Below are 13,237 nucleotides of genomic sequence, written 5' to 3' on the forward strand. Positions count from 1 at the left end.
GGGGCGGGGCGGTGACCCCGCCCTGTATCAACGCAAGATTTGCTCCGACTGCTTTCTGAAAACCGTCCATGCTTAACTATTTTTTCAAACGCCTGGCTTCTGTGATCCCGACGATTTTTCTGGTCACGATCATCATCTTTGGTTTGCAGCAATTGTTGCCGGGCGATCCGGCGGTGATTTTGGCGGGCGAAGATCAGGACCCGAATGTGGTGGCGTACCTGCATAAAAAAATGCACCTCGACGAACCCCTGCCGGTACGGTACGGCTATTGGATTGCAGGCGTGATGCACGGTGATCTGGGCGAATCCCTGCGTATTCAGCAGCCCGTCGTACAACTGATCAAGGAAAAATTGCCGGTCACCCTCGAATTGGCGGCTTTGGCAATGACGATTGCATTGATCATAGGCATCCCCGCCGGCATCATATCGGCCGTCGCCAAAGATTCGGTCTGGGATTACGCGGCCAATGTGGTGGCGTTATGGGGCTTGTCCACGCCAAACTTTTGGCTCGGTATTTTGATGATCCTGTTGTTTTCGGTGTCGCTCGGCTGGTTACCCGCGTCAGGGTATGTCAGTCCGTTCGAAGACTTGAAAGCGAATCTGGCGGCAATGATCATGCCTGCCTTCGTCCTCGGTAATGCCATCGCTGCTGTGCTCATGCGCCACACGCGCAGTGCGATGCTGCAAGTTCTGAATGCCGATTACATCCGCACTGCCCGCGCGAAAGGGCTGAATGAGCGCACGGTGGTGTTGAAACACGCGCTGCGCAATGCAATGACGCCGATCATCACGCTGGGTGCGCTGGAATTCGGCACCTTGTTGTCGGGTGCGGTGCTCACAGAGCAGGTGTTTTCGATTCCCGGCTTTGGCAAACTCATCGTGGATGCCGTCTTCAACCGCGATTATGCGGTGGTGCAAGGCGTCGTACTATTCACTTCGACCGTCTATATCGTCTTGAATCTGCTGGCGGATCTGGCCTACTTTTTCGTCAATCCACGGCTGCGGGGCTGAATCATGAGCGATGACCATCAAGGCGTCAATTTTGCCTCGAACCCCACCGTCAAGCTCGCGCCACCGCCGCGCGACGCGTCACCTGCCCGGCGCGCTTGGAGGCGCCTGCTACGCCGGCGCGGAGCCATGCTGGGCTTGCTGATCGTGTTGCTTTTCATCTTCACGGCCTTGTGTGCGTCGTGGATTGCACCGTACGATCCCATCGCCACGAGCTGGAGTACCGTGCGAAAAGCGCCCTCGTCGGCTTACCTCTTCGGCACCGATGAGCTTGGGCGCGATGTGCTTTCGCGCGTGATATGGGGTGCGCGTGCGTCGCTCATGGCGGGGTTGGTGTCGGTCAGCATTTCGATGCTGCTGGGGGTTCCGATCGGGTTGCTCGCCGGCTATGTCGGCGGTTGGACCGATGGCGTGATTTCCCGACTGACCGACGCCATGCTGGCGGTGCCATTCCTGATTTTGGCGATCGCCCTGGCTGCGTTTCTCGGCCCCAGCTTGACCAACGCCATGGTGGCGATCGGGGTCTCTGCCACCCCGGTATTCATTCGCCTGACCCGCGCACAGGTCCTGGCTGTCAAGGTCGAGGATTATGTCGAAGCAGCGCGCGCGGTCGGTAATCCACACTGGCGCATTGCGTTGCGGCATGTGTTGCCCAACGTATTGCCACCGTTGATTGTGCAATCCACGCTGGCGATTGCAGCGGCAATCATTGCCGAGGCGAGCCTGTCATTTCTCGGTCTCGGCCAGCAACCGCCCGCACCGAGCTGGGGCAGCATGCTCAACACCGCAAAAAATTACGTCGACAATTCGTCCTGGATGGCAATCTGGCCGGGCGTGTCAATTTTCCTTCTCGTTTTGTCATTCAACCTGCTCGGCGATGGCTTGCGCGATGCACTCGATCCCCGTCACAAATAAACCCCAGGCGATCAACCGAGTCAGACCGGCCGTCGGGTCAAGCTCTTGCGTTGAATGCCCTCATTTTTCCTTGGAAGGTGCCAACCATGCTGTCATTTGATGCCCAAAACTATCCGTATCCATCACGTCGAAATGTTGTCTACGCGCGCCAGGGAATGGTCGCGACGTCGCAGCCACTGGCCGCCCAGGCTGGCTTGCAGATATTGCAAGCCGGCGGTAATGCCATCGATGCAGCCGTTGCCGCCGCAGCGGCCCTGACCGTATTGGAGCCGACTGCCAACGGTATCGGGGGTGATGCCTTCGCACTGGTGTGGCATGGCGGAAAATTACATGGCCTCAACGCAAGCGGCTCGGCGGCGGCGGCAAGTACGCAAGAAAGTATGCGCCAACTCGGTTACACGACGATGCCGAAATATGGCCCCTTACCCGTGACGGTACCTGGCACGCCCGCAGCGTGGGCCGCCCTGTCACAACGCTTCGGCCGCTTGCCCCTGACCACCTCAATGGCTTCCGCCATCGGCTACGCCCGCGACGGGTTTCCAGTGTCACCTTCAGTGGCGTACGCCTGGCAACAGGCAACAAAGCTGTTCAGGGCCAAATTGACGGCAGCGCATTTCCAGTCGTGGTTTGACACCTTTGCGCCGGAACGCGCTCCCAATGCCGGTGAAGTCTGGCGCTCGGTGGGTCACGCCGCCACTTTGCAGTCGATTGCAGAAGACGGCGCTAACGGCTTTTATCGGGGAAGGCTGGCCGAACGTATTGCAAGCTTTGTGCAAGGGGCCGGCGGGCACCTCGGCACCGCTGATCTGGCCGCTTACCAGGTTGATTGGGTTGAACCTATTAGCGTTAATTACCGCGGCTTCGATGTATGGGAAATTCCACCGAACGGTCACGGTCTGGTTGCGCTGATTGCTTTAAATTTGTTAAAGGGATTTGATTTTTCAGAGCGCGACACGGTGCTGACTTATCACCTGCAGATCGAAGCGATCAAGCTGGCCTTTGCCGATGGCTTGGCGCACATCGCGGACCCGCGCCATATGCGGGTGTCGGTCGCCGACCTGCTTTCAGAGGGGTATGCCGACGAGAGGCGCAAGTTGATCGGCGCGTTGGCGAGTCACCCGCTGCCGGGCAATCCCCCGCGTGGCGGCACGGTTTATTTGAGCACCGCCGATGCCGAGGGCAACATGGTTTCCCTGATTCAAAGCAACTACATGAATTTTGGCAGTGGCATGGTGGTGCCGGGTACCGGCATCGCGCTGCATAACCGCGGCAACAATTTTTCACTCGATCCCACGCATCCCAATTGCATCGCGCCCGGCAAACGTCCGTACCACACCATCATCCCCGGCTTTTTAACGCAAGCGGGCCTACCGATTGGACCGTTTGGCGTGATGGGGGGTTTTATGCAGCCACAGGGCCATGTTCAGATGGTGATGAACACCGTCGATTTTCATTTGAATCCACAAGCGGCGCTGGACGCGCCGCGCTGGGAGTGGGAAAGCGGCCAGTTGGTGAATATTGAGCAGAGCACCGGCGAGCATCTATTTCGGGGTCTGGCCGCACGTGGGCACGACGTTAACTGGCAGAACAACCGACTCGCTTTTGGTCGCGGCCAGATCATCTGGCGCGACAAAGCCGGTATATTCTGCGGTGGCACCGAGCCGCGGACGGACGGAGCGGTTGTCGGCTGGTGAGGCACGTCAGCAGACTTCGTAGAAGCGTCGGACTTCCGGCGGAAACGCTGCCTGTTGAGTAGGGCGAAAAATCGCACTTACTTCAACTCCTGCAAGGCCTGGTGCAGGAGTGCTACTTTTGGAGCCGGAAGCACAACGACGTCGCTGCGCACCTGGATCAGCTGACAACGAACCATCAGCGAAATCGGATGACTGCGTCGGTGTCGGCAGGCAAGCACAACTACACGCCTCGCACTAACAAGACGCTGAACCACTTCACTTAATATCTTTGTATCTGAAGATCGGGAGGTTTTAGCGAGATTGGCGATCTGGTTCTCAAGAGGGGCTCGGAGCCATAAATCGTCTGTCGGTTGGTAAATCCGAGCGGGTTCTGAAGCTCAAATTTCCCGACCAATGTAAATTCGCAAAGTCGGTTGATCTTTTTAACGGCATGCCTCGTCACTGTCGGTCGACAGGGTACGCAACATACCTTTCCTTTCGATGAATGCAACCACCTCGTCCAGGCCCGCTTTGGTTTTTAGATTTGTCATGACAAAGGGTTTCAGGCCCTTCGGCGTGGTCCGCATGCGTACCGTGTCGGCGTGCATCACGCCGAGGTCGGCGCCTACATAAGGTGCCAAATCGGTTTTGTTGATGATGAACAGATCGCTTTTGGTGATGCCTGGGCCCCCTTTTCGCGGAATCTTTTCTCCGGCCGCCACGTCAATCACATAGATGGTGAGGTCGCTCAGCTCGGGGCTGAAGGTGGCTGCGAGGTTGTCACCGCCTGACTCGATGAATACCACATCAGCATCTGGAAAATCCACCAGCATGCGATCGATGGCTTCCAGATTGATAGAGGCGTCTTCGCGGATTGCAGTGTGCGGACAGCCCCCCGTTTCCACGCCCATGATTCGTTCGGCAGCCAAAGCCCCGCTGACCGTGAGCAGGCGCTGATCTTCCTTGGTGTAGATGTCGTTGGTAATGGCCACCAGGTCGTAGGTTTCCTTCATTGCCTTACAAAGCATTTCGAGCAGTGTGGTTTTGCCCGAGCCAACAGGCCCGCCAATGCCTACGCGAAGCGGCGGCAGCTCTTTGGTGCGATTGGCGATGTGATGCAAGCTCATCTGATTCCTTGTAATGCGGAGTAGTGGCGGTATTTCGTTAGGAGCGAAAAAGCCGTGTGTATTGGGTTTCATGTTGTGAGGAAAGAATAGCCAGCATGGGCGCAAACGCTTGACGCTCGCTGTCCAACAGCCGCATAGCCGCTTCAACCGCTGTCGGAATCTCCCGGCTCAACGCGGCCAAGATTCGCTGGCCTGAGCTTTGCCCGAGGGGCACGGACTTCAGTGCGGCCTGCATCATGTTCTCGGCCCAACCAAACGCATAAGCCAGCAAGCAGTCGCGCACATCGGCAACGGTCTGTGATACCGCCAGTGCAAACGCGACCGGATAAGTCGGTTGCATTTGGGCATAAGCGTTGATGTGATCGGTGTTGGCGCCATCGTGATTGCGAAGCCAGTCAAGAAGCGATCGTCCCATCTGCTCCGCTTGCAGCCGCAGTTCGCTGGTTTCTCGGGTGTGGAGCACCCAGTCGTTGAGCTGCCTGATACGAACAAGGTCGCATCTTCGGAAGGCGGGAATAGCTTGAGCGATGACTGCCAGATCGCCTCGCGCGAGCGTCAGGTTGAGCTGGTCCGTAAGCCAGTTATTTGCTGCATCTTCTGTGACTACGCCCGCCCGGTCTACGGCGACCTCAAGCCCTTCGGAGTAGGAGAATCCGCCCACCGGAAGGGCTGGCGACGCAAGCCAGATGAGTTGGATGAGACTCGACGCCGACAGAGGTTCGGCTCGCTGAATAGGCATTGGCATCCGTTTATCAATAACCGAAGGATCAATTTAAATAGTGGCAGGGTTTCCGGCATCAGATTGCGCGCCGTCGGGAGCGTGATTGCAACGAGGCCCATGAACATGCGGTGCAGGCGCAGCCGTAGGGGCATGAATGTGGTCGTCAGCGTGGACAGGGCCGTGTCCATGGGCTCCCGCACTGTACGCACCTCCCTCCGGCTCGAACGCTTCCTCAACTTCATTGACGATCAGGTGCATGGCGCGCAGCATGTCCGCCAGCACATGGTCGGGCTCAATCTTTAGGTGGTCGGGTTTGAGTTCGATCGGCACATGGCGGTTGCCTAAATGGTAGGCGGCGCGGGTTAGGTCGAACGGCGTTCCGTGAGCTTGGCAGTACGTAATACGCAGCACCGCTTGCGGCGCAGCCAGTACCCGGACCATGGAGCCGTCTTCGACAACCAGAACATCCCCGCCGCGCACCAGCGTGCCACGCGGCAAAAATACGCCGAGTTGGCGAGCCAGTGAGTCGGTTGCCTCAAACCGACTTTTTTGGCGCACGTCCCAGTCAAGCTCGACCGTAGAGGCGCGTTGGACCAGCACAGGGGCTAGGCCGGCGCCTTGCGAAATGATTTTGGAAACTTGAAGCATGGCCCAATTAAAACAAAAAGTAGCGTTGCGTCATCGGCAAGCTACTGGCGGGCTCGCACGTCAGTAGCTGGCCGTCAGCGCGAACCAGATAGGTCTGGGGATCAATTTCCATCTTGGGCAGGTAATTGTTATGAATCATGTGCTGCTTGCGCACGCCGCGTATGTTTTTGACAGCGCTAAGCGTTTTGGTGAGGCCAAAGCGTTCCTTGATGCCCGCTGCCAGTCCGGCTTGGGATACAAAAGTCAGCGAACCCTTGGCAATTGCACCGCCGAAGGCTCCAAACATGGGCCGGTAGTGAACGGGCTGCGGCGTAGGAATCGAGGCATTCGGATCGCCCATGGCGGCCATCGCGATAAATCCGCCCTTGAGGATGATGGACGGTTTGATACCAAAGAAAGCCGGTCTCCACACCACCAGATCCGCCCATTTACCTTGTTCCACTGAGCCGACCTCGTGCGAAATCCCATGCGCAATGGCGGGGTTGATGGTGTATTTGCTGATGTAACGCTTGGCGCGAAAATTGTCGTTTCGCGCTGAGTCGCCGGTAAGCTTACCGCGTTGCTGCTTCATTTTGTGGGCGGTCTGCCAGCAGCGAATAACAACCTCGCCGACCCGACCCATGGCTTGGCTGTCCGAGCTGAACATGCTGATTGCGCCGAGGTCGTGCAGGATGTCTTCGGCCGCAATCGTTTCTTTGCGGATGCGGCTTTCGGCAAACGCCAGGTCTTCTGCAATGCCCGCATCCAGATGGTGGCAGACCATCAACATGTCCACGTGCTCATCGAGCGTGTTGACGGTGTAGGGCATGGTCGGGTTAGTCGATGAGGGCAAAAAATTCTGCTCGCCCACGACTCGCAAAATATCAGGTGCATGGCCGCCGCCCGCGCCTTCTGTGTGAAAAGCGCAGAGTGAGCGTCCCTTCGTCGCGGCAATCGTGTTCTCGACGAAACCCGACTCATTGAGTGTGTCGCTGTGAATCGCCACCTGTACATCGGTTTCTTCCGCTACGTCCAGGCAGTTGCTAATGGCCGCTGGCGTGGTGCCCCAGTCTTCGTGCAGCTTCAAGCCGATGACACCCGCGTTGATCTGCTCATGCAGTGCGGCGGGCAGGCTGGCGTTGCCTTTTCCCAGAAACCCGAGATTCATGGGGAAGGCTTCGGCCGCCTGGAGCATGCGCTCGATGTTCCAGGGTCCCGGGGTGCAGGTGGTCGCAAACGTACCCGTTGCCGGACCAGTGCCGCCGCCTAGCATGGTGGTCACGCCTGAAGTCAGCGCTTCTTCAATCTGTTGCGGGCAAATGAAATGGATATGCGAGTCGATGCCGCCCGCAGTGACGATCATGCCTTCGCAGCTGATGATCTCCGTGCCAGGCCCGATGATGATGTCCACGCCTGGCTGAGTGTCGGGGTTGCCGGCTTTGCCGATAGCGGCAATGCGCCCGCCTTTAAGGCCAATGTCAGCTTTGACGATGCCCCAGTGGTCCATGATGAGCGCGTTGGTCATCACCGTGTCCATGGCGCCTTCGGCGCGAGTTTTTTGCGACTGCGCCATGCCGTCGCGAATGGTTTTTCCGCCACCAAACTTGACTTCTTCGCCGTAGCTGCCCGCGCGCAGGGTGTAATCGGCTTCGACCTCTATGAGCAAGTCCGTGTCGGCCAGTCGAAGCCGGTCGCCTACTGTGGGACCAAACATTTCTGCATAGGCACGGCGTCCTATGGTGGCCATCAAGGGGCTCCCTTGACACTTGCGTCAACGGGCCCATTCACCAAGCCGCGAAAGCCGTAGATTTCGCGGCTCCCCGCGAAATCTACCAGCTCGACTGTGCGTTGCTGACCGGGCTCAAATCGAACAGCGGTGCCGGACGCAATATTCAGGCGCATACCGAGAACGCCTTCCCGGGCAAAGCTCAATGCTGCATTGGCTTCTGCAAAGTGGTAGTGAGAACCCACCTGAATAGGCCGGTCAGCCGTATTTTTAACTACCAAAGTCAGGGTGTGCCGACCTTCGTTGATCGGGTGGTCAGGGCCATCGGTGAGCAATTCTCCTGGAATCATGGTGGTGCCTTTTTCGAGCGGGAGTTTTTATCTACAAGAACTCAGACGATCGGCTGATGCACTGTGACTAGCTTGGTACCGTCTGGAAACGTGGCTTCGACCTGGATATCGGGGATCATCTCGGCTATGCCGTCCATGACATCGGCCCGACTAAGAATGGTGCGGCCCTCGCTCATTAACTGAGCAACGGTTTTCCCATCGCGCGCGCCTTCCATCACGGCCGCGCTGATCAGGGCCACCGCTTCCGGGTAGTTGAGCTTGAGTCCGCGAGCGCGCCGTCGTTCTGCCAGCAGCGAGGCCGTGAATATAAGCAGTTTGTCTTTTTCTCTGGGGGTTAATTCCATGGAACTCTTTCGGGGCAGGCTGCCTGCGTTCAGAAGGTGCTGTGCGCAAGAATGGTGCCACAAGAATCGATCCCCCGGGCGAACGTGGCACAGAACCTGCGTCGTAGGTCCCTCAGTGCGTTGCTCTCCTAACTAATCGCCTACCAATTTTTCATGGACGTCACGGCCAAGCCTTCGTCGATACAACCCCGATCTGACGCAAGCCCCGTCCCGTCGGCAGACAGCTCGCGTCCACGCCCCGACTTAGCCGTGCAGCGCATTATCAAGGTGCGGCGCGATTACAACAGCTGGGTTGCGCGCGAAACCATGGAGGACTATGCGCTTCGCTTTACGCCGCAGCGCTTTCGAAAGTGGTCCGAATGGCGGGTTGCCAACACCGCGTTTGGTGCCGCCTCATTCCTGATTCTCGAGGCTGTGGGCGCCACCTTGTTGGTCAAATATGGTTTCACCAACGCCTTCTGGGCGATTGTGGCCACCGGCCTGATCATTTTCCTGGCGGGGCTGCCCATCAGCATTTATGCCGCACGCTACGGCGTCGACATGGATTTGCTGACGCGTGGCGCTGGCTTTGGGTATATCGGCTCTACGCTGACCTCACTGATCTATGCCTCATTCACTTTCATTTTCTTTGCGCTTGAAGCGGCTGTCATGGCCTATGCGCTCGACCTCGCATTAGGTATTCCTCCTTCTTGGGGCTACCTCATCTGTGCGCTGGTGGTGATTCCTTTGGTCACCCATGGGGTATCCGCCATTAGTCGCTTGCAAGTCTGGACACAACCGCTTTGGCTGGTGATGTTGGTGGTACCTTTCATTTATGTCTGGATGCAGGATCCTGGTGCGTTCTCAGGGGTGACGCACTATGGCGGTGAGAAGGCAGGGGGTGGCGGATTTGATCTGCACTTGTTTGGTGCCGGCCTAACGGTGGGTATTGCGTTGATTACTCAAATGGGTGAGCAGGCTGACTATTTGCGCTTCATGCCGGTGCAGACTCCCGCCAATCGCTGGCGTTGGTGGGGCGGTGTGCTGGCGGGCGGTCCGGGCTGGGTTCTTCTGGGCGTACTCAAAATGCTGGGGGGGGCACTGCTAGCTTATGTGGCCATCTCCAATATGGTCCCGCTGGACCGGGCCGTAGATCCCAGCCAAATGTATTTAGCCGCCTACGAGTATGTGTTTCCGAATTACCGTTGGGCGGTGGCGGCCACTGCGCTGTTCGTCGTGGTGTCGCAACTCAAGATAAATGTGACCAATGCCTATGCCGGTTCGCTCGCGTGGTCTAACTTTTTTTCCCGTCTGACGCACAGCCATCCTGGACGAGTAGTGTGGGTAGTTTTCAATACGCTGATTGCGTTCATGCTGATGGAGATGAATGTATTTCAGGCGCTGGGTGATGTGCTGGGGTTGTATTCCAACATTGCCATCGCGTGGGTAATGGCAGTCGTGGCCGATTTGGTCATTAATAAGCCGTTGGGTTTGTCACCACCAGGCATCGAGTTCAAACGTGCTTATCTTTACGATATCAATCCGGTGGGGGTGGGTGCCATGGCGCTGGCTTCACTGCTGTCTGTGACTGCTCATCTTGGGCTCTATGGCGAGATGGCGCAGGCGTTTTCAGCGGTGATCGCTATGGGCACAGCGTTCGTAACGGCGCCCTTGATTGCATGGGCGACGAAAGGTCGTTATTACATCGCGCGCAGTCCAGAACCGGCAAGTCCCAATGGCCCGCACAGAAGCTCTGAAACGCAGCAATGCGTGATTTGCGAGCGTGCCTACGAAGGTCCCGACATGGCACGTTGTCCCGCCTACCAGGGTCCTATCTGCTCACTTTGTTGCACGCTGGACGCGCGCTGTGGTGATCTATGCAAGCCCCACGCCAGTCTCTCGGTGCAGTGGTCGGCCGCCTTACGTTGGTTACTTCCGCGTCGATCCTGGCCCTATCTTGATACCGGTCTTGGTAACTTCCTCCTTCTGATGCTAATAGTCGTGCCGCTGCTGGCCAGTCTGTTTGGGGTGCTCTACCACCAGGAGATTGGTGCGTTGGTTGACCATGCCCCTTCTGAGTCCGCGTTGCGTTCTGGCTTTTTAAAGGCCTACATGGCGCTTCTGGTCATCGCCGGCCTGGTGGCCTGGTGGCTGGTGCTGGCGCATAAGAGCCGGCAGGTGGCGCAGGAAGAGTCGAATCGCCAAACCAACCTGTTGATGCGCGAAATTGATTCGCACCGGCAAACCGACGAAGCACTACAGCAGGCAAAACGCGTCGCAGACCAGGCCAACCAAGCCAAGAGCCGATACATCAGTGCGCTAAGCCATGAGCTGCGCACGCCGCTCAACAGCATTTTGGGCTATGCACAGCTGATGGGCCAGGACCGATCCATACCGGCGCACCGCAAGCAGGCGGTCAATGTCATCAAGCGTGGCGGCGAGCACCTTCTGTCCTTGATTGAAGGGACGCTCGATATCGCCCGCATTGAGGCAGGCAAGCTGACGCTCACTACGAAACCCATGCAGTTCGCCGACTGCGTGCACGAGATGGCGGCCATGTTTGAGTTGCAGGCCAGTGGCAAGGGCCTGGATTTCCGGTTCGACGCTGGCAACGTGCCCGAGCTGGTTCGCGCTGATGAAAAGCGAGTTCGTCAAATCCTCTTTAATTTGCTGGGCAACGCCATCAAGTTCACACCGGAAGGGCAAGTCACTTTCAAGGTGCGCTACTCACGTGAAATGGCCTATATCGACATTGAAGACACTGGACCGGGCATGAGCGCAGCGGAGTTGGTACAGATCTTTGAGCCTTTTGCACGAGGCAGCAAGGCTGATCAAAGTTCAAAAGGCACACCCGGCTCCGGTCTGGGTCTGACGATTGCAAAAATGCTGACCGACCTGATGGGCGGCGAGATGACGGTGGCCAGTACGGTAGGCGAAGGTTCTGCGTTTCGCGTCCGACTGTTTCTGCCGGAATTGAATCCGGCCGCAACTGGAGCCCGTGGCTTACAAACGAAATCCGCAAGGCGCCAGCCGCTCGGCTACGACGGGCCGCGTCGCAAGCTGCTGGTGTTCGACAACGAGGAGCCTGATCGCGAATTGCTGGTGCAGTTACTCCAACCCATGGGTTTTGAATTGCGCACCGCAGGCAGCGGTCACGACTGCCTGGATTTGTTGGCGACCGGCTACCGGCCTGACGTCATATTTATGGACTTGGCCATGCCTGGCATCGACGGGTGGGAGACGCTGCGTCGGGTTCGGAATGCCGGGTATGCGGATACTCACCTGGCCATCGTCTCAGCCAATGCATTTGACAAAGGGATGGACAACGGCGTTGGCATATTCCCTGAAGACTTCATTCCCAAGCCTGTGCGTCACACTGAGCTGATCGATTGGCTCGAGCGGCGTTTGGCGCTGCACTGGCGCTATGACTCGCTCGCTGAAACCGGCCCCTTACCGCTGGTGGAGCATGTCATCGTGCCACAGCCGCGTGTTCTGCCGGACGCCCCTCAGCTTGCAGCCCTTCTGGAACTCATTAACCTCGGTTTTTATCGGGGAATCATGAATAAACTCGCCGAGATCGAGACCCAGCAGCCCGCCACCGCGGCTTTTGTTGAGGACATGAGGTCGCTTGCGCGGCAATTCCAGTTCGAGATCATGGGGCGACAACTCACTACCCAGGGGGCCGACTATGAGCGGAATGCCTGACGCCATTCAACCATTGAACCGCAACTGGGACCGCACTCTGGACCGCGCCAACAGCGATGTGGTTCTGATTGTCGATGACGTGCCGGACAACCTGTCAGTGCTGCACGACGCGCTGGATGAATCCGGCTATACGGTGTTGGTGGCGACTAGCGGAGAAGCCGCCCTTCAGCGTGCGCTTCAGGCCGTGCCAGACATCGTCTTGTTAGATGCCATGATGCCCGGCATGGACGGCTTTGAAGTGGCCAAGCGACTGAAGGCCATGCCGGAAACCGCACACATTCCCATCATCTTCATGACTGGCCTGACAGAAACCGAGCACCTGGTTGCTGCCCTGGAGGCCGGTGGCGTGGACTATGTCACCAAGCCCATCAAGCCCAAGGAAGTGATGGCGCGAATGGGGGTACACCTTCAGAGCGCACGCCGTGCCCGACAAGACGCTCGGCAGGCGGGCCAGGCGCGCAATGCACTGGATGCGTTTGGCTATGCCAGCATCACGGTGCATGTGGGCGGTGTAGGCGATGGCAAGTTGATTTGGCAAACGCCTCTGGCGCGTGACCTGCTTTTACGTTATTACGGCACGTCGGCACCACAAACTCCCGGACCTGTATTGAATTGGCTGCGGCGTCATTTGGCCGACGCCGAACGTCAGATTGAGCCGCCGCGCCTGACCGCGGAACTCGGGCCGCGTCGTCTTACATTCCGGCTCCACCAGCAAACCGGAGACGGTGATGGCGGAGGCGATTGGCTCATCGTCATGCGCGAAATCTCTGAAGATGCCGTGGTCGAGGCCATGAGCTTGTGCTTCAAGCTTACCGCTCGCGAAGCGGAGGTGTTGTATTGGGTGGTCAAGGGGAAGATCAACCGTGACATCGGTGACATTTTGGGCGCCAGCCCTGCCACGGTAAAAAAGCATCTAGAGCGCGTCTATGCAAAGCTGGGCGTAGAAACTCGCACCGCGGCTGCTGGCATGGCCATGAACCGCATTAAACAACTTCATCCTCAGTTTGAGGGATAGCTTGGCGCGCTGGAACTCTCCAATTCTTGCTGGCGCTGTGTACAGGTT

General features: G+C 57.9%; 11 protein-coding genes. 5 read left to right on the forward strand and 6 right to left on the reverse strand.

Annotation, left to right across the window (positions count from 1 at the left end; genetic code table 11):
- Positions 1 to 68: 68 nt before the first annotated feature.
- From HHJ16_RS15835 to HHJ16_RS15845, 3 genes are all read left to right on the forward strand, one after another.
- Entirely contained in the window at positions 69 to 1,010 is a 942-nt protein-coding gene (locus HHJ16_RS15835; RefSeq protein ID WP_296902143.1) for an ABC transporter permease, read from the forward strand.
- Positions 1,011 to 1,013: 3 nt separating this feature from the next.
- The gene (locus tag HHJ16_RS15840) at positions 1,014 to 1,922 is read left to right on the forward strand and encodes an ABC transporter permease (RefSeq protein WP_296902145.1); all 909 of its coding nucleotides are present in this window, start codon (positions 1,014 to 1,016) and stop codon (positions 1,920 to 1,922) included.
- An 86-nt stretch (positions 1,923 to 2,008) separates the two neighbouring features.
- On the forward strand, positions 2,009 to 3,616 hold the full coding sequence (locus tag HHJ16_RS15845; RefSeq protein WP_296902146.1) for a gamma-glutamyltransferase family protein: 1,608 nt from the start codon (positions 2,009 to 2,011) through the stop codon (positions 3,614 to 3,616).
- 422 nt (positions 3,617 to 4,038) lie between these two features.
- Here HHJ16_RS15845 and ureG read toward each other — a convergent pair whose 3' ends face one another.
- From ureG to HHJ16_RS15875, 6 genes are read right to left on the reverse strand one after another with little or no spacing between them, the layout of a single operon-like run.
- Positions 4,039 to 4,722, reverse strand: coding sequence for an urease accessory protein UreG (ureG, locus tag HHJ16_RS15850; protein ID WP_296902148.1), 684 nt, complete (start codon positions 4,720 to 4,722; stop codon positions 4,039 to 4,041).
- A 37-nt stretch (positions 4,723 to 4,759) separates the two neighbouring features.
- On the reverse strand, positions 4,760 to 5,461 hold the full coding sequence (locus HHJ16_RS15855) for an urease accessory UreF family protein (RefSeq protein ID WP_296902150.1): 702 nt from the start codon (positions 5,459 to 5,461) through the stop codon (positions 4,760 to 4,762).
- 33 nt (positions 5,462 to 5,494) lie between these two features.
- The gene (gene ureE, locus HHJ16_RS15860; protein ID WP_296902152.1) at positions 5,495 to 6,091 is read right to left on the reverse strand and encodes an urease accessory protein UreE; all 597 of its coding nucleotides are present in this window, start codon (positions 6,089 to 6,091) and stop codon (positions 5,495 to 5,497) included.
- Positions 6,092 to 6,098: 7 nt separating this feature from the next.
- A complete protein-coding gene (gene ureC / locus HHJ16_RS15865) occupies positions 6,099 to 7,817 on the reverse strand; it encodes an urease subunit alpha (protein ID WP_296902154.1) in 1,719 nt (572 codons plus the stop codon).
- Positions 7,817 to 8,146, reverse strand: a complete 330-nt coding sequence (locus tag HHJ16_RS15870; protein WP_296902156.1) for an urease subunit beta — start codon at positions 8,144 to 8,146, stop codon at positions 7,817 to 7,819. Before HHJ16_RS15870 ends, ureC begins: the two co-directional genes overlap by 1 nt.
- A 41-nt stretch (positions 8,147 to 8,187) precedes the next feature.
- Positions 8,188 to 8,490, reverse strand: coding sequence for an urease subunit gamma (locus HHJ16_RS15875; protein WP_296902158.1), 303 nt, complete (start codon positions 8,488 to 8,490; stop codon positions 8,188 to 8,190).
- 153 nt (positions 8,491 to 8,643) lie between these two features.
- Here HHJ16_RS15875 and HHJ16_RS15880 point away from each other — a divergent pair, with 153 nt between their 5' ends.
- The gene (locus HHJ16_RS15880; RefSeq protein ID WP_296902159.1) at positions 8,644 to 12,174 is read left to right on the forward strand and encodes an ATP-binding protein; all 3,531 of its coding nucleotides are present in this window, start codon (positions 8,644 to 8,646) and stop codon (positions 12,172 to 12,174) included.
- Positions 12,158 to 13,189 carry a response regulator transcription factor gene (locus tag HHJ16_RS15885; protein ID WP_296902161.1) on the forward strand — a complete coding sequence of 344 codons (1,032 nt, stop codon included), beginning with the start codon at positions 12,158 to 12,160 and terminating at the stop codon, positions 13,187 to 13,189. The genes HHJ16_RS15880 and HHJ16_RS15885 overlap by 17 nt, the downstream gene beginning before the upstream one ends.
- Positions 13,190 to 13,237: the final 48 nt, after the last annotated feature.

The organism is Polaromonas sp. (assembly GCF_012927485.1).
Taxonomy (GTDB): domain Bacteria; phylum Pseudomonadota; class Gammaproteobacteria; order Burkholderiales; family Burkholderiaceae_C; genus Polaromonas.